We start from the raw sequence: 18045 nt of genomic DNA on the forward strand, positions 1-18045 counted from the left end.
TCTTCGCGAAGCGCCGCTCGGGCTTTTCGGAGGACCACTCGGCCCGGCATGACGGCAGCGCCCACAGGGCGTGGGCGTGTCATACAGGACCGAAGGTCTCGCCCGCCCGCGGAGCCTTCTCAAGGTTCCACGAGCCCGGCCACCGGGAACCCGAGGGCTCCAGTGTGTCGACGACCGGTTTGCGGGGCTACTCCCCTTCGCAGCCGTCAACGATACCGCACGCGGCATGGCAAGGGTGCTGGTGTTCGAACCGCGAGCGCCTCGGTAGAGTCGTGGTGATCACCCGGACCGGCGGTGGTCGCCACGCCGCGACACCCCGCAACACCCTCTCTCCGCTCTCTCCGCGACGGGAAGTGCCCCGATGAGCCGCCGCTCCCGCAAGGACGTGCCCGCCCAGGGCGTCCCCCGCCCCACCGTCAGCGTCTGCCGCGGCTGCTGCTGCGGCACCGAGAAGGTCCCGGGCGTCGACCACGCGGCCCAGCTGGCCCGGCTGCGCTCCGGACTCGAGGGCGCCGCCACCGTACGGGCGGTCGAGTGCCTGGACGCCTGCGAGCAGGGCAACGTCATCGTCGTCCAGCCCTCCGCCGAAGGGCGCCGGGCCGGGGGCCGGCCGGTCTGGCTGGGCCTGGTCAACGACGAGCACGCCGAGCAGGACATCGTGACCTGGGCGGCGGCGGGCGGCCCGGGGCTCGCGGATCCCCCGGACATTCTCGACCTGTACGTCTTCAAGCCCTCGCGCCGGGTCTCGGCGGGCCTGGACGGCTGAGGGCTCTTCCCGCAGAGGCCCCGTCCGGTCACGGGCCCTGGGTCAGGCGGTGGAGCCGCAGGGCCAGCTGGATCTCCAGCGTGCGGGCGGGCGAGTTCCAGTCCTGGCCGAGGAGTCTGCCGATGCGCTCCAGCCGCTGCACCACCGTGTTCACGTGGACGTGCAGCTGGGACTTGGTCCTGGTGAGGCTCGCGCCCTCGGCGAAATAGGCGTCCAGCGTGGTGACCAGGTCGGTGCCGCGCCGCTCGTCGTAGTCGAGCACGGGCCCCAGCGTCCGCCGCACATAGCCGCCCAGGTCCGCCTGATCGCCCAGCAGTACGCCGATGAACCCGAGGTCCGCGACGGCCCCGCCGCTCCCGGTACGGCCGAGGGCGCGCAGCGCGGAGAGACAGCGGTCGGCCCCGCGGTGCGCGTCGGGCAGCTCGGCCGGACCCGTGGCGGGGCCCGCCGCGCCGACCGTGACGGGGAAGCCGACCGCCTGGCCCAGTTCGGCGGCGAGCGCCTGCGCGGCCGCTCCCGGCGCGTCGGACGGCGCCACCAGGACGACGTGGTCGTGGTGGAGCCCGGCCAGACCGTTGAGGGCCTGCGCGCTGCGGGCGGTCGCGGCCAGCAGCCGGTGGCGGGGGGCCACCTCGCTGTGCGCGACGAACACGCTGTGGCGGCGGTTCAGGTTGACGCCCAGCCTGCGGGCGCGCGCGGTCAGGGTGCCCGGGTCGCCGGTGCGCGCGAGCAGATCGCCCAGCAGCTCTCCCCGTACCCGGTCCTCCGTCTCGGCGACCGAGCGGCGCAGCAGCATGAGCAGCGCGGTGACGACGCTGGCGCGCTCGAACAGGAGCCGGTCGGCGTCCGCGAGCCCGGCCCGGCCGGTCAGGGCGATGGAGCCGAGGAGTTCGGGGCCCGCGAGGACGGCGCAGACCCAGGTGCCGTCCAGCGGGACCGCCCGGCCCCGGGCCCGGGAGGCGGACACCGCCGGGATCGGTGGCGGCAACGGCTCGGCGCGGGCGCGGGCCAGTTCCGCGCCGTCCGCGTCGTGGATGAGGATCCCGCCGTCCAGGATGTCGGCGAGGGCCGCCGCCACGTCGTCGGCGCCGCCGCCCTGGAGCACGAGATCGGTGAGCTGGTCGTGCGCTTCCTCGGCGCGGCGCATCGCCTCGCTGTGCGTCCGGATGGTCTCCGACGCGGCGTTGAGGTCGACCAGCGCGGCCCGGGTCTCCTCCAGCAGCCGCGCCCCGTCGATGGCGATCGCCGCGTGGTCGGCCAGGGACGAGAGGAGCGCCACCTCGGTGGCGGTGAACTCGCGGGGGGCCCGGTCGGCCGCGTACAGGACCCCGATGATGCGGGCGCCGAGGCGCAGCGGGACGCCCAGGATCGCCCGCAGGCCCTCGTCCAGGACGGCGCCGTCGATGGTGGTGGTGTGGTGGAACCGGGTGTCGGCCTGGTAGTCCCCGGTCGCGTACGGGCGGGCGGTCTGGGCCACCAGCCCGCCCAGCCCCTCTCCCATGCCCAGCCGGACCCGCTGGAACGCCTCGGCCACCGACCCGTCGGTGACCCGCATGTAGGTGTCGCCCGCGGCGTCGTCGTTGAGCGAGAGGTAGGTGACGTCGGTGCCGAGCAGCAGCTTCGCCCGGTGGACGATGGCCCGCAGCACGGCGTCCAGGTCCCGCAGGGCCGCCAGGTCGCTGGCCGTGTCGAACAGGGCGGTGAGCTGCGCCTCGCGCACCCGGTGCTGGCCGAGCGTGCGCCGGATGCGCAGCGCCACGGCGGCGGCCTCGGCTATCTCGGCCAGCTCGGCGGCGGAGGCCCCCGCCTGCCGGGCGTCGGTGGCCGGCCGGTCGAACTCCTCGGCCCCCGCACCCTGCGCCAGCAGGTCGAGGAGTCGGCGCAGGGCGGGCGCGGAGTGCTGGGCGGCGGGGGGTGTCACGCCGGTGAGCATACGGTGATCGCCTCCCGGGGAGGGGCCGAGCGGGCAGCGGGGATGTGCCTCCGGCACGCCGTGGGAAGCGGCGCGGCGCGCGGGAGGAGGCGGGATCAGCGGCTCAGGGGGACCGAGTCCTCACGGGTGGCGGTCCGCGTGGCCGGGGCCGCCTGGTCCAGGCCGTCCCTGGTGAGGTCGCGGCCACGGGTCTCCTTGGCCACCCAGACCGTCACCGCGGTGACCAGGGAGGCGAAGCAGAGGTAGAAGGAGATCGGCACGGACGACTCGTAGTCCTTCAGCAGTTCGACCGCGATGAGCGGGGCGAGCGCGCCGCCGATGATCGAGGCGAGCTGGGAGCCCATCGAAGCGCCGGAGTAGCGGACCTTCGTGTCGAACATCTCCGAGATGAAGGCCGCCTGCGGACCGTACATCGCGCCGTGCAGCAGCAGGCCGAGGGTGACCGCGAGGACGATGACGGGGAAGGACCTGGTGTCCAGGAGCGAGAAGAAGGCGAACGCCCACGCCGCCATGCCGACCGCGCCGATCAGGGTGACCGGGCGGCGCCCCAGCCGGTCCGAGAGCGCGCCCCACAGCGGGATGGTGACGAAGTGCACCGCGGAGCCGATCAGGACGGCGTTCAGGGCGTCGCTCTTGGACATCTCCAGGTGCACGGTCACGTAGACGAGCAGGAAGGCGGTGAGGATGTAGTACGAGATGTTCTCGCCGAAGCGCGTGCCGATCGCGAGCAGGACTTCGCGCCAGCTCTTGCGGAACACCTGGACGACCGGGGCCTGTTCCTTCACTCCCTGGGCGGCCGCCGCCTGCGACTTCCGCTGCGCCTCCAGGAAGACCGGGGACTCCTCGACCGAGATCCGGATCCAGAGGCCGATCATGACCAGGACGCCGGACAGCAGGAACGGGATGCGCCAGCCCCAGGCGAGGAACGCCTCGTCGGACTGGACGGCGGCGAGCAGCGCCAGGACGCCGGTCGCCAGCAGATTGCCGCCGGGCGCACCGGACTGCGGCCAGGAGGCCCAGAATCCGCGCCGTTCGTCGCCGCCGTGTTCGGAGACCAGCAGCACCGCGCCGCCCCACTCGCCGCCCAGCGCGAAGCCCTGGACCAGGCGCAGGACCGTCAGCAGGACCGGCGCCCACACTCCGATGCTCGCGTGGGTGGGCAGCAGACCCATGGCGAAGGTGGCGCCGCCCATCATGAGCAGGCTGAGCACGAGCAGCTTCTTGCGGCCGATCTTGTCGCCGTAGTGGCCGAAGACGATGCCGCCGAGGGGACGGGCGGCGAAGCCGACCGCGTACGTCAGGAAGGCGAGCAGCGTGCCGACCAGCGGATCGCTGCTGGGGAAGAAGAGCGAGTTGAACACGAGGGCGGCGGCCGAGCCGTAGAGGAAGAAGTCGTACCACTCGATGGTGGTGCCGACGAGGCTGGCCGCGACGATGCGCCTGATGGATCCGGATGACTTCGGGGAGGGAGTTGCGGCGACCATGTGCACCACTTCCAGGCGTGTGCGGGGACGTTTCTGTGTCGCCATACCGTAGAAACACGCAGTTCAGAGGCGTATATGGTGGAGCACCATAGTTATGGGCGCGAGAGTGAGCGCGACCACCATGGCGGTGCCGGTCGAGGGGGAGCGGGAGGCCGCGGTCGTCATCGCCCGGCCGGCCCGGGAGGCGATCGTTGTGAACCTCCCGGGGCTGTACGCGCTTCCGGCCGGCACCGGTTGAGCCGCACGCCTGCCGGTACGCTGCCGGGGTGGTGGAGCACAGCGAGCAGCAGGGGCGACGGCCCGCGAACGACGGGCCGAAGGCCGCTGCCCGGAACCGGTCCGCTCTCGTCGCCGCTGCCCGGGAGGTCTTCGCGGAGCACGGCCTGGAAGCCCCGCTCTCGGCGATAGCCCGCCGGGCCCGGGTCGGGCAGGGCGTTCTCTACCGGCACTTTCCCGACCGGGCCGCGGCGGTGGCGGCGGTGCTGGAGGAGAACGTGCGGCAGATCGAGCAGGCGGCCGAGGACGGGGACGCGACGTTCGCCGGGGTGTGCGGGGTGCTGACCTGGCATCTCGTGGACTCCGCGGCTTTCATCGGCCTCCTCCACGCCGAACGAGTGGGCAGCCGCTCGGGCACCCGCGCATACGCCCTTGAGCTGTCCGAGCGGGTGGAGCGCGCCCTGCGGCGGCATCTCCCCACGGAGCACCGGCTGGGCGCGGGGGACGATCTCGCGCTCTCCATCGCCATGGTCTCCGCCGCCGTGATCGGCCCGACCCGCGCGGAGCGTGAACTCCGGGCGCTGGCCGCCTGGCGGCTGCTCGGCGTCGAGGTAGGGTCGGTGCGGACCTTCGGCGGTTGAGCCGGGGGCGGTGACGGCCACGGCCGAAACAGCGGCAGATCCGGTCAGTTGCCGTGGGACCGGCCGACGGGCTCGGCCGCCGCCTGACCCGCGGGCGACGTCAGGCTTCGTCGGACCTGTCGACGCGCTCACCCGCCGTTGGACTGGCGCGTGCCCTCGGCGAGTGCGTCGAAGGTCTAGAGGTAGCCCCCGGCGGGACCGCTCACCGTCAGGTACGCCGGGCTGAACTGGGCCGAGGTGTAGGCCCCTCGGCCGTCGGTGTGGACCGCCCGGGAGGTCTTCCTCCGGACGTCGACGCGCATGACCTTGGGCTTGCTCTCGGGCGCGGTGACGTCGACGACGTACAGTCCGCCGTCCTCGCCGAACACCGGGCCCTCCAGCAGGGTCATCCCGGTCTCGCCGCGCACCTGGGTCAGGTGCATGAGCTTCTGGGCAGGGATGGTCCGGCTCGCGGAGGCGGACCATGTCTCCCGTCCGGGGGCGGCGCTCCGGGTCCCGCATCCGATGAGGATCAGCGCGCCGATGGTGGCGAGCACGGAAAGGGACCGGGCCGATCGTCGCTGCATGAGGGGATCACTCTTCCTGTCCCCGGGGCGGGGGTTCGGGCCCGGACTACGGAGCGGGCGGCCGGGGGAGCACACCCCTGGCCGGATAACGCCGGAGCGTCGGACACCAACCGGACAGTGCTGTCCGGTAGTTGCTACCGTAGCGGCCGGCGGCCCGCCCAGGGCTGTCCCACCGCACAGATCGAGGACCCCCCATGACGACTCCTCAGTCCCCGGACCCCCACGAGCTCGCCACCCTGCGGGAGCGCTACCGCCTCGAACGCGAACGGCGCGTCCGTCCCGACGGCGCCGCCCAGTACCGGGACGCCGACGCCGAGTTCGGCTACTACGCGGCCGATCCGTACACGGAGGGACCGGCGGAGCGCGCCCCCCTCCACGACCTCGTCGATGTCGCCGTGATAGGCGGCGGGTTCGGCGGCATCCTCACCGGGGCGCGGCTGCGGCAGCGGAAGGTGGCCCGGGTCCGGATCGTCGAGAAGGGCGGCGACTTCGGGGGCACCTGGTACTGGAACCGCTACCCGGGCGTGCACTGCGACGTCGAGTCCCGCGTGTATCTGCCGATGCTCGACGAGACCGGTTACGTCCCCGAGTGGAAGTACGCCCCCGGGGAGGAGATCCGCCGCCACGCGGTGCGGATCGCGCGCCGGTTCGACCTCTACGCCGATGCCCTGTTCTCCACCGGAGTCACCGCGCTGACCTGGGACGAGGCGTCAGAGACCTGGGTCGTCTCCACGGATCGCGGTGATGAGTTCCGGGCGGCCCACGTCGTCAGCGCCACCGGCACCCTCACCGAGCCGAAGCTTCCCGGCATCCCCGGTGTCGAGGACTTCGCGGGCCATACGTTCCACACCTCGCGGTGGGACTACGCCTACACCGGCGGCACTGCCCAGGGCGGCATGACCGGTCTTGCCGACAAGCGGGTGGGGGTCGTGGGCACCGGGGCCACCGGCATCCAGGTCATCCCGATGCTGGCCGAGGACGCCGCCCACCTCTACGTCTTCCAACGCACCCCCTCCACCGTGGACGAGCGCGCCAACCGCCGCACCGCCCCCGGTGACGTGGGCGCCGACCGCGCGGGCTGGGCCCGCGAACGGCGGGACAACTACCTCCGCATCGTCTCCGGCGAGAGCGTCGGGCAGGACCTCGTGGCGGACCGCTGGACCACGTCGGCGGGGCTGCTGGAGAAGCTCCTGCCGAGCTTCCGCCGGCCGGGCGACCGGCGGACCTTCGAAGCGGCCTACGAGGCGGCCGACGCCGCCAAGATGAACGAGTTGCGCGCCCGGGCCGAACGATGCGTCGCGGACCCGGAGACGGCGGAGAAGCTCAAGCCCTGGTACCGCTACGCCTGCAAGCGGCCCACCTTCTCCGACCTGTACTACCCGGCGTTCAACCGCGACAACGTCACGCTGGTGGACACGGCGGACACCCACGGCATCGAGCGCGTCACCGAACACGGGGTCGTCGTCGGCGGCACCTCGTACGAACTGGACTGCCTGATCTTCGCCACCGGGTTCAACGTCGGGACCTCCGGCATCCACTCGGGCAGGCTCCCGGTGCGCGGCCGGGGCGGCGTCCACCTGCTCGACCGGTGGAGGCGGCAGGGCCCCCGCACCCTGCACGGCTTCACGAGCAACGGCTTCCCCAACCTCATCCAGCTGGGGACCCTCCAGAACGCCAGCAGCGTCAACTTCACCCACATCCTGGACGAGCAGGCCGTCCACGCCGCCGCCCTCATCGCGGCCGCCGAAGCGGAGGACGCCCTCATCGAGCCTTCCCCCGCGAGTGAGGACGCCTGGCTCGCCGTCCTGGCCGATGGCGCTCCCGACCACGCCTGGTTCCACGCCGAGTGCACCCCCGGCTACTACAACCGCGAGGGCCGGGGCAGGCCCAACGGCCCCATCGCCTATCCGCACGGGGCCGTCGCCTTCCACGAACTCCTCGGACAGTGGCGGGAGAAGTCCCTGCCGGAGGTCCTGCGTTCCCGGACCGTGCCGCGCGCCTGATCCGCCCTGTTCCGCCATGCCCCCGACAACTCCCGGACCAACGAGGGGACTTCACCATGAACGCAGACGTCGCCCTGACGGCGGTCGGTGACCTGGCCGAGCAGCGGACGGTGTCTGACCGAGCCCCGGGCGAAGGGAGAGCGGGGCCGAAGCGGGACAGCGGTGACCGGCTGCGTCAGGGCTTCTCGGCGACCGCTCCGTACATGGCGATGTCCCGGCCGTCGATGCCGTCCTGCTCCGGGCCGGGGTGCCACGCGTGCACCTGGGTGATCCCCGGCTCCGTCAGCTCCAGCCCCTCGAAGAACGAGGTGGCGGTGGGGAGGTCGCGCAGGACGAAGGGCATGCCCTGCCGTCGGTACTCCTGCGCCACGCGGTTGACCTCCTCCGGTGCGAAGTCCGCCGTGCCGATGGTCATCGCGAGATAGCTGCCGGAGGGCAGCGGGTCCAGCAGACGCCTGACCAGAAGCCGGTCGTCCGGCGGCTCGATGAAGTGCATGATGCCGATGACCATGAGACCGACGGGCCGGCTCAGGTCGATGAGTTCGCGGAACTCCGCGCTGTCCAGGATGGCGTCCGGGTCGTGCATGTTCGCGTCGACGTAAGCGGTGGCCCCTTCCGGGGAACTCTGGAGCAGGGCGCGGGCGTGCGCGAGGACGATGGGGTCGTTGTCGACGTAGACCACATGCGATTCCGGCGCCACCTCCTGCGCGATCTCATGCAGATTCGGGGAGGTCGGCAGCCCGGTCCCGATGTCCAGGAACTGGCGGACGCCCCGTTCCTCAGCGAGGAAGCGAGCGGCCCGGTGCATGAACCGGCGGTTCTCCCGCATGTGGACGGGAAGGGCGGGCCAGTGCCGGCACATGGCGTCGCCCGCTTCGATGTCCGCGGAGTAGTGGTCCTTGCCGCCCAGGATGTAGTCGTACACCCGGGCGGAGTGGGCGCGCGAGGTCACCAGTCCGGCCGTGGGGTCGTTCGGCGTGTCCATGCGGAGCCTCTTTCGTCCGAGAACGGCTTCATCGAGGGTAGGGAGGCGCTGTTCCGGCCGCAAACGGTGCGGCTCTCGACAGGCGCGCTCACCCGTCCGGCTCCGCTTCCAGGGCGATGACGGCGATGTCGTCCCGGCGGTGGTGCAGCGGGGGCAGCAGGCCGCGGATCAGGGAGGGCAGCGGCACGCCCCGGCGGGCGAGAGTGTCGGAGCGTTCGCGCAGGCGGCGGAGGTTGTCGGTGATGTCCGAGTCCGGCGTCTCCACGAGCCCGTCGGTGTAGCACACCAGGATGTCGCCCTTCCGCAGGACCGCGTGGAGCGTGGTGCGGGTCAGGCAGTCGGCGACGCACAGCGGCGGGTCCGGGGCCGTGGGGCCGTGCAGATACCGTGACGGCGCGTCGGCCGGGATCAGCAGGGGCGGCGGGTGGCCGGCGTTGGACAGGGCGATGCGCCAGCCGCCGTGTTCCCGTCGGTGCAGGATCGCGTGCACCACCGTGACCATCGACGGACTGTCGAGTGCCTGCACGACACGGTCGAGCCGGCTCAGGGTGTCCGCCGGGCTGGCGGCCGGACCACGGTCGTACGCGAGTCCCCTCAGGATGCTGTTGACCCGTCCCATCGCCGTCGCCGCGTCGAGGTCATGGCCCGCGATGTCGCCGATGGACAGGGCGATCGAGTCGGCGGAGAGCCGGACGGCGTCGTACCAGTCCCCGCCGACCTCCGCCGCCGAGTCCGCCGGATGGTAGAGCGCGGCGATGGCGAGCCCGTCGACGGACGGCGGGGGCGCCAGGAAGGACTGCTGCAGCGCGAGCGCCGTGCCGCGGATGCTCTGCAGCTCCATCGTCCGGCGCAACGGCCCGCTCATCTGCTGGAAGACGTCCCGCAGCAGGGAGAGGTCGGCCTCGTCAGGCGGTGGGTTGCCCCGGCAGGTCGCGATGGTCGCCAGCGCGACGGTCCGGCCGTCCACCACCACGGGCAACAGGGCGATGCCGGTCGCCCCGGCCTCGCGCAGCCACCGGACGGACACGGCCGAGAAGCCCTCTCCGGGAGGCCCGCCGGGCGGGAAGACCAGCAGCCGCGCCTCCTGGCTCTCGATGGCCCGCCGGGCCACCGGCCCGAGCAGGAAGTCGGCGTTCAGCGGGGGCAGGGAAGGCAGCCCGGGGGCGAGCCCCACCCGCTCCGGCAACGCCGCTGCCGGTACCCCGGAAGGGCCCCCGAGGGCCTGGACGCCATCTTGTACGCGGAAGATGGCCACGGCGTCGGCGAGTTCGGGCACCACGGCCGCCGCCGTCGTCAGAAAGGCCTCCGAGAGATCGTGGGCCGCGGGCACCGCCGCCATTCTGGCCAGGAGCTTCTCCCGCATACGGCTGCGCCAGTGCTCCTCGGCGTCGGTGGCGGTTCCGATCCACTCCACCTCGCCGCTCCCTTCCACGACGGGCGCAGCGACGATCTTGATGTGGCGGAAGCGGTCGAGGGCGCCGTGGAGCCGCACCCGGACGATCGTGTCGAGGGGGGACCGCTGCTGCGTGGCCCCGCGCCAGGCCCGTTGGAACCAGTCCCGGTCCTTGGGGTGCACGGCATCCATCCAGGACGTGCCGGCGCCGGGGTGCCAGAGCTTTTCGGCGATCCCGCCGCCCGCCAACAGGGTGACCTCGCCGCCGGGCGACATCACCCACACCGACTGCGGTACGGCCCCCATGAGCGCCTGGTACCGCCTGAGGAGACGTTCCTCGTTCACGGCCGCGCCCTCCGCCCCCGGGCCGACGAGCCCACGGACCTGGCCGGTGGCACGGCGCCTCCTCCCGCCGTCCCTGCCCGCCTCCGCCCGTCCCGCTCTCCGGCCGGGAGCAGTGGATCATCGCCGCTCATACTCCGATGATCCCCCGCATCGGCGACCCCGGCACCCCTGCGCGCCTCCGAGGCCGCCCGGCACGCGGCCGCGCACCTGTGGCGGACACGCCTCCCGGCCGGCCGGCCGCGGGGTTCAGCGGGCGCCCCAGCCCCCGTCCACGGGGAGCGAGGCACCGGTGATGTATCCGGTGTGGGGGCCGCAGAGCCAGAGGCAGACCGCGGCGACCTCGTCGGGCTCGATCAGCCGCTTGATCGCGGAGCGGTCCAGGAGGATGTCGGTGACGACCTCCTCCGGGGGGATGTTGTGCGCGGCGGCCTGGCCCTCGATCTGGCCCTCCACCAGGGGAGTACGGACGTAACCGGGGTTGACGCAGTTGCTCGTCACCCCGTGCGGGGCGCCCTCCAGGGCGGCCACCTTGCTCAGCCCCTCCAGGCCGTGCTTGGCGGCGACGTAGGCGGACTTGAAGGCGCTGGCCCGCAGTCCGTGCATGCTGGAGACGTTGACGATCCGGCCCCACCCACCGGCGTACATGTGCGGCAGGCACTGCCGCATCAGCAGGAACGGGGCGGTCACCATGACCTGCTGGATCAGCTCGAAGCGGGCCGGCGGGAAGTCCTCGATGGGGGACACGTGCTGCAGCCCGGCGTTGTTGACCAGGACGTCCACCCCGGTCGGCAGCGTCCCCACCGCCTCGGCGTCTGCCAGGTCCACTACGTGGGCCACCCCGCCGATCGCGGCGGCGACGGACTTGGCGCTCTCGGCCTCGCGGTCGACCACGTGCACCAGGGCCCCGGCGGCGGCGAGCGCCTCGGCGGTGGCCCGCCCGATGCCGCTGCCGCCGCCGGTGACGAGGGCGGTACGCCCCCGGAGGTCCACGGCCCCGGCGCCCGGCGCCGGGGAAGCGGAGGCTGCGTGAAATTGGCTCGTCATGCCCGGAAACGCTAGAGACAGTCGGCCGGACATCCCATGGCGTGGATCTCCACAGTGAGCGGGAAGGGAGTGGGGGACTGCGCTACCTGCTCGGCTTCCCGTCGAGCGGGCAGCGGGTGAGCCGTTCGGCCGGAGTCGCTCCGGCGGGCAGCTCCAGGGTGCGGCTCGACGGGGGACGCCGGCCGTCGTCCAGCCAGCGTTCCAGCGCCGCGGCCGCCGACCGGTGACACGGCACGAGCGGCCGCAACCGGTCCGGGAAGGCGTCGACGAGCGAGTCGACGTGCGTACCGCCCTCGACGCGGTAGTAGCGATGGAGCGCACCGCGCCCCTCCCGCCGCACCATCCGCGCGTACGCGTCCGAGGTCCTGGAAATCGGCAGCAGGACGTCCAGGGTGCCGTGGAAGCTGATCAGCGGTTTGCCGATCCGGCCGGTGAGAGCGATCTTCGCGACCGCGTCGCGGACCTCGGCCGGCCGCTGGGCATAGGCGTAGTCGGCGTCGCAGGCGGGGGTTCCGGATGCGCAGAACGGCGTGCCCGCCTCGGTCGCGCCGTCGAAGTCCGGGTCGAGTTCCTCCCGGTAGATCCGTTGGGTCAGGTCCCAGTAGTACTGGTGGTGGTACGGCCACAGGAACTCCGAACCCGCCGGGTATCCGGCGGCCGTCATCGTCCGGTGCGCGTCCTCGGCGTCCGCGCCCCCGGCCGCGTAGCGCGGGTAGGCGCGCAGGGCGGGCGGCAGGAAGGTGAGCAGGTTCGGCCCCTCGGCCCGCCAGAGCGCTCCTTCCCAGTCCACCCCGCCGTCGTACAGCCCGGGATGGTTCTCCAACTGCCAGCGCACCAGATAGCCGCCGTTGGACATGCCCATCGCCAACGTGCGCGCGGGGAGGCGCAGATAGCGCTGGGCGACGACCAGCCGGGCCGCGCGGGTGAGCTGCGTGAACCGGGTGTTCCACTCGGCGACGGCGTCACCGGGGGCCCGGCCGTCGCGGTGGAACGCGGCCGAGGTGTTGCCCTTGTCGGTGGCGGCGAACGCGTAGCCCCGGTCGAGCGCCCAGTCGCCGAAGGCCCGGTCGTTGGCGTACTGCTCGCGCACGCCCGGCGAGCCGGCGACGACGAGACCGCCGTTCCAGCGGTCGGGGAGCCGGATGACGAACTGGGAGTCGTGATTCCGGCCGTGGTTGGTGTTGCCGGTCGACGTGTCGGGGAAGTACCCGTCGATCTGGATGCCCGGTACGCCGCTGGGGGTGGCCAGGTCCTTCGGGGTGAGCCCCGCCCAGTCGGCCGGGTCGGTGTGCCCGGACGCCACCGTCCCCGCTGTCGTCAACTCCGCCAGGCAGTCGACCTGTTGGCGGGCGGCGCCGGGCACGCGGATCGACTCCTGGCGCGCGCAGTGCCCGGCCCTGCCGGAGTCCGGCTCCGGCGGGGCGGCGGCGGACGGGGCCGCCGTCCAGGCTGTCAGCACGGCCGCCGCGACGGCCGCCCCGCGCAGCCACCGGCCACGGGGCGGGCGGTGCGCGGCGCCGGGTCGTGGCCCGGCGCGCCGGAGCGTCGGTGGTGCCGCGGGCGGGGTCGTCGGTGGGTCTGCCGGCATGAGGTCTGCCTCCTTCGGGTGGGTGATGTCAGGGGCAGGCGCCGTCGGCGAGGGCGTAGTAGCCCGCCGGCGACTCCTTGAGGGTGTGGGTCACGAAGGTGTTGTAGAGCCCCAGATGCCGGCCGGAGCCCTTCGCGTACACCTGGCCGCCGGTGGTGGTGGCCCGGCCGGCGCGTACGTGCTCGTAGTTGTTCGCCGTCCAGCAGGCGGCGGGCTCGGTGGGCGGGTCCACGGGCGGCTCCGGGGTGGTCGTGCCGTCCAGCCCGAAGAACCGGGTGATCCAGTGGCTGGAGCAGATCGAGTCGATGAAGTGCTGGGTGCCGGTCGCACCGCACTGCTCGCCGCCGCCGCCCGGATCGACCGGGGTGCCGTGTCCGATGCCCGGTACCCGGTCGACCTCGACGACGCTCGTGCCGCCGGCCGACAGATACTCGCTCCGGCGGGTGCCGTTGGGGCCGATCGTGGAGGTCCGGTCCGGTGTCTGGTCGAGCCCGTGCACCGCGGTCCACTGGTCCCGCAGCTCGTCGGCGTTCTTCGGGGCGACGGTCGCGTCGTTGTCCCCGTGCCAGATCGCCACCCGGGGCCAGGGACCCGCGAAACCGGGGTGCGCGTCCCGGACGGCCTGCGCCCATGCCGCCGGGGTCCGGTCCGTGCCGGGGCTCATGCAGCCGAACGCCGAGACCACGTCCACCCCGCAGCCGTACGGGATTCCGGCGACGACCGCGCCCGCGGCGAACACGTCCGGGTAGGCGGCCAGCATGACCGAGGTCATCGCCCCGCCCGCCGAGAGGCCCGTGACCTGGACCCGCCCGGTGTCCACCCCGTAGGCGGTCGCGGCGTGCGCGACCATCTGCCGGATCGACGCGGCCTCGCCCTGCCCCCGCCGGGTGTCGCCCGGCTGGAACCAGTTGAAGCACTTGTTGGCGTTGTTGGCGGCGGTGGTCTCGGCGTAGACGACCAGGAATCCGTGGCGGTCGGCGAACGTGTTGAGACCGGAGTTGTCGGAGTAGACCTGCGCGCTCTGGGTGCAGCCGTGCAGGGCGACGACCACGGGTGCGTCGGCCGGCAGGGCCGCCGGCCGGTACACGTACATGTTCAGGCCGCCGGGGTTGGCCCCGAACGAGGTGACCCGCTCCAGCGGGGCGGCCGCCCGCGCCTCGCCGGTCGGCGGCCCCGTCGGCGCGGCCCCGGCGGGCCCCGGTCCCGCCAGCGCCGCCGCGGTGGCCAGGGCGACGACGGCGGCGAACCGACGGACGCCGCGGCTCCGGCGTCCGCCGTGCCTTGCCCCGGGCGGCGGGGCCCCGGGCGGTGCGGGATGCGGCGGCATGACGTACGGCATGGTGACCTCCCGTGGGACGGCGCACGGGATCGCCCGTGATCCCGTGACCCGGCCGCACCACCGCCCGGCAGGACGGCGGTGCGACCGGAGTGTGCGGTCACCGTAGGAAGCGGGCGGGCGGCCGGGTAATGGCGACGCCCTCCACAACCGGCCCGGGAGCCGGGAGCCACGACCTGTTGCCGGGAGTGCGCCCTGCTGCTACGGAGCGACGTCGAGGGCTCCCCGGGCCGGGCCGCTCGGGCTGCTCAGACCACCGGGGACACCGACGCGAGGTCGTGCGCCACGGCCGGCTCCGCCCCGGTCGCGGCGCGCACCTGATCGACCGTCACTCCGGGGGCCACCTCCCGCAGCAGGAAGCCGTCGGGGGTGACGTCGAGCACCGCGAGATCGGTGATGATCCGGTGCACCACGCCCCGGCCGGTGAGCGGCAGGGTGCACTCCGCGAGCAGCTTGGGGGAGCCGTCGCGCGCCGTGTGTTCCGTCAACACGATGACGTGCCGGGCCCCGTGGGCGAGATCCATGGCACCGCCCATCCCCTTGACCACCTTGCCGGGAATCACCCAGTTCGCCAGGTCGCCGGAGGCGGACACCTGCATCGCCCCCAGGACCGCGACATCGATGTGCCCGCCCCGGATCATGGCGAAGGAGAGCGCGGAGTCGGCACAGGAGGCCCCGGGCAGCAGGGTTACCGTCTCCTTGCCCGCGTTGATCAGGTCGGCCCTGACCTCGGACGCGACCGGGTAGGGGCCGACGCCGAGCAGGCCGTTCTCCGAGTGGAACACCGCCTGCACACCGTCCGGCAGGTGGTCGGGGATGAGCGTCGGCAGACCGATGCCGAGGTTGACGTAGGCCCCGTCGGGCAGCTCCCGCGCGGCGCGGGCCGCCATCTGCGTACGCGTCAGCGGCATCTCAGGTGTTCCTCTCGCGGAGCGTGGGGGCGGTGCGGACGGTACGGCGCTCGACGCGCTTCTCGGCGCGCGGGTCACCGGTCGCGACGGGGACGACCCGCTGGACGAAGATCCCGGGCAGATGGACGTCGTCGGGGGCGAGTTCGCCCGGCTCGACGAGTTGCTCCACCTCCGCCACGGTGACGCGCCCGGCCATCGCGGCGAGCGGGTTGAAGTTGCGGGCGGAGGAGTCGAAGCGGAGGTTCCCGTGCCGGTCGCCCACGGCGGCGCGCACCAGCGCGAAGTCGGTGGTGATGCCCTCCTCCAGCAGGTGCTCGCGCCCGCCGAAGGCCCGGGTCTCCTTGGGCGGCGAGGCGACCACGACGGAGCCGTCCGGCCCGTGCCGCCAGGCCAGGCCGCCCTCGGCGATCACGGTCCCCGCGCCGGCCGGTGTGTAGAACGCCGGGATGCCCGAACCGCCCGCCCGCAGCCGTTCCGCCAGGGTGCCCTGGGGGACGAGCTCCACCTCCAGCTCACCCTGGAGGTACTGGCGCGCGAACTCCTTGTTCTCCCCGACGTAGGAGCTGGTCATCCGTGAGATCAGCCCGGCCCGCAGCAGGAGCCCCAGGCCCCAGTCGTCCACCCCGCAGTTGTTGGACACCACCCTCAGCTCACCGGCTCCCCGCTCCAGCAGTGCGTGGATCAGCACACCGGGTATCCCGCACAGCCCGAACCCGCCCACGGCCAGCGACGCCCCGCGCTCCACGTCCGCGACTGCGTCCGCCGCGTCGGCGACCACCTTGTCCCTGCTCATCCGTACACCTCTCGCGCATCGACTGCGACGAGACTAGGAATCCGGGACGCCCCCCGGCGATGGTGGACGGCCACACACCGGGGCCCGGCCGGGTGGTGGAGCGCGGTGCGCGGTTGTACGCGTCACACGGCAACGATGTGATCAGCCGCCGGGCGGACCGCCCGGCTCAGAGGGAGGCCCTTCTACGCGACCGGCTCGCCGTCCTCCAGTTCCGCCGGCCCGCCGCCCGACGTCAGGGCCGCCAGCGCGGCCCGTACCCGGCCGCCGAGCGTGCCCAGCAGATAGCCGTCCAGCTCGGCGGGGGCCACCAGCCGCCAGGACAGCAGCTCCTCCTCCTGGACCCGGACCGTCGCCAGCTGCTCCGCGGTGAGCACCCCGCCGTCGTACAGGTACGCCACGATCGGCGGACGACCGGGGCCCCGCACCCAGTCCACCGCGAGCAGCCGTCCCGGCGCGACGTCGAGGCCGATCTCCTCCAGGGTCTCGCGCCGGGCCGCCTGCCGGGGCCCCTCGCCCGCCTCCGACTCGACGGTCCCACCGGGCAGCGCCCAGCCCTTGCGGTAGTTCGGCTCGACGAGCAGGATCCGGCCCTCCGCGTCGCGGCAGAGCGAGGCGGCGCCGGCGAGGACCCGGGGGAGCCCGGCGATGTACGCGGCGTAGTCGGCGTCGGGAGTCGTCACGGCCGACAGCGTAGTGGGGGCGCGGGGTGGCGTGGGCGGTTCCGGACGGCCATGGGCAGATCAGGGGTCGTGCGGATAGGGTCGGGGCGGCGCGACTGCCTGTTCGAAAGCAAGGGATGCAAGGTGACGGACGGAGCAGATGTGGAGACCGCCCGCGTGCTCGTGGCGGCGGACAAGTTCAAGGGCTCGCTCACGGCCGTACAGGTCGCGGAGCGGGTGACGGCCGGGCTGCGGCGCGTCGTACCGGGCCTGGCGGTGGAGACCCTGCCGGTCGCGGACGGCGGCGACGGCACGGTCGCGGCGGCGGTGGCCGCCGGATTCGAGCGCCGCGAGGCGCGGGTGACCGGACCCCTCGGGGACCCGGTGACCGCGGCGTACGCGCTGCGCGACTCCACCGCCGTGGTGGAGATGGCCGAGGCCTCGGGCCTCCAGCACCTGCCCGACGGGGTGTTCGCCCCGCTCACGGCCACCACGTACGGCTCGGGTGAGCTGCTGCGGGCCGCCCTGGAGGCGGGGGCGACGACGATCGTGTTCGGGGTCGGCGGCAGCGCCACCACCGACGGCGGCGCGGGCATGCTCGCCGCCCTCGGAGCCCGCTTCCTGGACGCGGACGGCAAGCCCGTCGGACCGGGCGGCGGCCCCCTCGCGGAGCTGGCCGAGGCCGACCTCTCGGGGCTCGACCCGCGCCTGGCGGACGTCGACCTGGTCCTGGCCAGCGACGTCGACAACCCGCTGACCGGGCCCAAGGGCGCGCCCGAGGTGTACGGCCGGCAGAAGGGCGCGAGCGAGGAGGACATCGCGGTCCTCGACGCGGCCCTGACGCACTACGCCTCGATCCTGGGCCCCGACACGGCGGCCCTGCCCGGGGCTGGCGCGGCCGGAGGCATCGGCTACGGGGCGCTCGTCGCCCTCGGCGCCCGTTTCCGCCCCGGCATCGAGGTCATGCTCGACGTCCTCGGCTTCGCCCCCGCGCTCGCCCGCGCCACGCTGGTGATCACGGGCGAGGGCTCGCTCGACGAGCAGACCCTGCACGGCAAGGCACCGGCCGGGGTCGCCGCCGCCGCCCGCGCGGCCGGGATCGAGGTCGTCGCGGTCTGCGGCCGCCTCGCCCTGCCCCCGGAGGCCCTGGAGAAGGCGGGCATCCGCCGCGCCTACGCCCTGGCCGAACTGGAACCGGACCCGGCCGTCTCGATGGCCCAGGCCGGTCCGCTGCTGGAGCGGGCGGCGGAGGCGATCGCCCGGGACTTCCTGCAGAGCTGACGTCGGTACGTCCCCGAAGGGGGCGGGGCCCGGTTCGACGACCGGGCCCCCCCCCCCCACGGCCCGCCCCGCCCCAGCGGACGGGGTCTCACGGCGGGGCG

The 18045-nt window shown here is 73.6% G+C and carries 14 protein-coding genes and 2 pseudogenes; 5 read left to right on the forward strand and 11 right to left on the reverse strand.

Annotated elements, in window-relative coordinates:
* The first annotated feature begins 361 nt into the window (after positions 1 to 361).
* Positions 362 to 766: a (2Fe-2S) ferredoxin domain-containing protein gene (locus ACFWRV_RS30210; RefSeq protein ID WP_384339015.1), complete on the forward strand. Its 405-nt coding sequence runs from the start codon at positions 362 to 364 to the stop codon at positions 764 to 766.
* A 28-nt stretch (positions 767 to 794) separates the two neighbouring features.
* Here ACFWRV_RS30210 and ACFWRV_RS30215 read toward each other — a convergent pair whose 3' ends face one another.
* Together ACFWRV_RS30215 and ACFWRV_RS30220 are read right to left on the reverse strand one after the other, a co-directional pair.
* Positions 795 to 2699, reverse strand: a complete 1905-nt coding sequence (locus ACFWRV_RS30215; protein ID WP_384339017.1) for a helix-turn-helix domain-containing protein — start codon at positions 2697 to 2699, stop codon at positions 795 to 797.
* 95 nt (positions 2700 to 2794) lie between these two features.
* Positions 2795 to 4183, reverse strand: coding sequence for an MFS transporter (locus ACFWRV_RS30220; RefSeq protein ID WP_384339019.1), 1389 nt, complete (start codon positions 4181 to 4183; stop codon positions 2795 to 2797).
* Between the two features lie 148 nt (positions 4184 to 4331).
* On the opposite strand from ACFWRV_RS30220, the pseudogene ACFWRV_RS30225 reads away from it, so the two are divergent.
* Together ACFWRV_RS30225 and ACFWRV_RS30230 are read left to right on the forward strand one after the other, a co-directional pair.
* Positions 4332 to 4421: pseudogene (locus tag ACFWRV_RS30225) on the forward strand (cupin); the annotation flags it as partial.
* Between the two features lie 28 nt (positions 4422 to 4449).
* A complete protein-coding gene (locus ACFWRV_RS30230; RefSeq protein ID WP_384339021.1) occupies positions 4450 to 5040 on the forward strand; it encodes a TetR/AcrR family transcriptional regulator in 591 nt (196 codons plus the stop codon).
* Positions 5041 to 5258: 218 nt separating this feature from the next.
* On the opposite strand, the pseudogene ACFWRV_RS30235 reads toward ACFWRV_RS30230, so the two are convergent.
* A pseudogene (locus tag ACFWRV_RS30235) lies at positions 5259 to 5606 on the reverse strand (SMP-30/gluconolactonase/LRE family protein); the annotation flags it as partial.
* 194 nt (positions 5607 to 5800) lie between these two features.
* On the opposite strand from ACFWRV_RS30235, the gene ACFWRV_RS30240 reads away from it, so the two are divergent.
* Positions 5801 to 7609, forward strand: a complete 1809-nt coding sequence (locus tag ACFWRV_RS30240; RefSeq protein WP_384339023.1) for a flavin-containing monooxygenase — start codon at positions 5801 to 5803, stop codon at positions 7607 to 7609.
* A gap of 175 nt (positions 7610 to 7784) precedes the next feature.
* Here ACFWRV_RS30240 and ACFWRV_RS30245 read toward each other — a convergent pair whose 3' ends face one another.
* From ACFWRV_RS30245 to ACFWRV_RS30280, 8 genes are all read right to left on the reverse strand, one after another.
* Positions 7785 to 8594 (reverse strand): SAM-dependent methyltransferase, encoded by an 810-nt coding sequence (locus ACFWRV_RS30245; RefSeq protein ID WP_384339025.1) that lies wholly within the window; start codon positions 8592 to 8594, stop codon positions 7785 to 7787.
* A gap of 88 nt (positions 8595 to 8682) precedes the next feature.
* Positions 8683 to 10332, reverse strand: a complete 1650-nt coding sequence (locus ACFWRV_RS30250; protein ID WP_384339027.1) for a SpoIIE family protein phosphatase — start codon at positions 10330 to 10332, stop codon at positions 8683 to 8685.
* A gap of 246 nt (positions 10333 to 10578) precedes the next feature.
* On the reverse strand, positions 10579 to 11376 hold the full coding sequence (locus ACFWRV_RS30255; RefSeq protein ID WP_384339029.1) for a 3-hydroxybutyrate dehydrogenase: 798 nt from the start codon (positions 11374 to 11376) through the stop codon (positions 10579 to 10581).
* Between the two features lie 82 nt (positions 11377 to 11458).
* Positions 11459 to 12964, reverse strand: a complete 1506-nt coding sequence (locus ACFWRV_RS30260) for a 3-hydroxybutyrate oligomer hydrolase family protein (RefSeq protein WP_384339031.1) — start codon at positions 12962 to 12964, stop codon at positions 11459 to 11461.
* A 28-nt stretch (positions 12965 to 12992) separates the two neighbouring features.
* Positions 12993 to 14303 (reverse strand): alpha/beta hydrolase family esterase, encoded by a 1311-nt coding sequence (locus tag ACFWRV_RS30265; RefSeq protein ID WP_384339033.1) that lies wholly within the window; start codon positions 14301 to 14303, stop codon positions 12993 to 12995.
* Between the two features lie 245 nt (positions 14304 to 14548).
* Entirely contained in the window at positions 14549 to 15211 is a 663-nt protein-coding gene (locus tag ACFWRV_RS30270; protein WP_384339035.1) for a 3-oxoacid CoA-transferase subunit B, read from the reverse strand.
* A gap of 1 nt (position 15212) precedes the next feature.
* Entirely contained in the window at positions 15213 to 16004 is a 792-nt protein-coding gene (locus ACFWRV_RS30275; RefSeq protein ID WP_384339037.1) for a CoA transferase subunit A, read from the reverse strand.
* Positions 16005 to 16186: 182 nt separating this feature from the next.
* A complete protein-coding gene (locus tag ACFWRV_RS30280; protein WP_384339039.1) occupies positions 16187 to 16684 on the reverse strand; it encodes an NUDIX domain-containing protein in 498 nt (165 codons plus the stop codon).
* A 141-nt stretch (positions 16685 to 16825) separates the two neighbouring features.
* On the opposite strand from ACFWRV_RS30280, the gene ACFWRV_RS30285 reads away from it, so the two are divergent.
* Positions 16826 to 17944 (forward strand): glycerate kinase, encoded by a 1119-nt coding sequence (locus ACFWRV_RS30285; RefSeq protein ID WP_384339058.1) that lies wholly within the window; start codon positions 16826 to 16828, stop codon positions 17942 to 17944.
* Positions 17945 to 18045 lie beyond the last annotated feature (101 nt).

It is taken from the genome of Streptomyces sp. NPDC058576 (assembly GCF_042718715.1).
Taxonomy (GTDB): domain Bacteria; phylum Actinomycetota; class Actinomycetes; order Streptomycetales; family Streptomycetaceae; genus Streptomyces.

Coding starts and splice junctions, on each gene's coding strand:
- ACFWRV_RS30210 (WP_384339015.1), top strand. CDS start 362: ATGAGCCGCCGCTCCCGCAAGGACGTGCCCGCCCAGGGCGTCCCCCGC.
- ACFWRV_RS30215 (WP_384339017.1), bottom strand. CDS start 2,699: ATGCTCACCGGCGTGACACCCCCCGCCGCCCAGCACTCCGCGCCCGCC.
- ACFWRV_RS30220 (WP_384339019.1), bottom strand. CDS start 4,183: ATGGTCGCCGCAACTCCCTCCCCGAAGTCATCCGGATCCATCAGGCGC.
- ACFWRV_RS30240 (WP_384339023.1), top strand. CDS start 5,801: ATGACGACTCCTCAGTCCCCGGACCCCCACGAGCTCGCCACCCTGCGG.
- ACFWRV_RS30245 (WP_384339025.1), bottom strand. CDS start 8,594: ATGGACACGCCGAACGACCCCACGGCCGGACTGGTGACCTCGCGCGCC.
- ACFWRV_RS30255 (WP_384339029.1), bottom strand. CDS start 11,376: ATGACGAGCCAATTTCACGCAGCCTCCGCTTCCCCGGCGCCGGGCGCC.
- ACFWRV_RS30260 (WP_384339031.1), bottom strand. CDS start 12,964: ATGCCGGCAGACCCACCGACGACCCCGCCCGCGGCACCACCGACGCTC.
- ACFWRV_RS30265 (WP_384339033.1), bottom strand. CDS start 14,303: ATGCCGTACGTCATGCCGCCGCATCCCGCACCGCCCGGGGCCCCGCCG.
- ACFWRV_RS30270 (WP_384339035.1), bottom strand. CDS start 15,211: ATGCCGCTGACGCGTACGCAGATGGCGGCCCGCGCCGCGCGGGAGCTG.
- ACFWRV_RS30275 (WP_384339037.1), bottom strand. CDS start 16,004: ATGAGCAGGGACAAGGTGGTCGCCGACGCGGCGGACGCAGTCGCGGAC.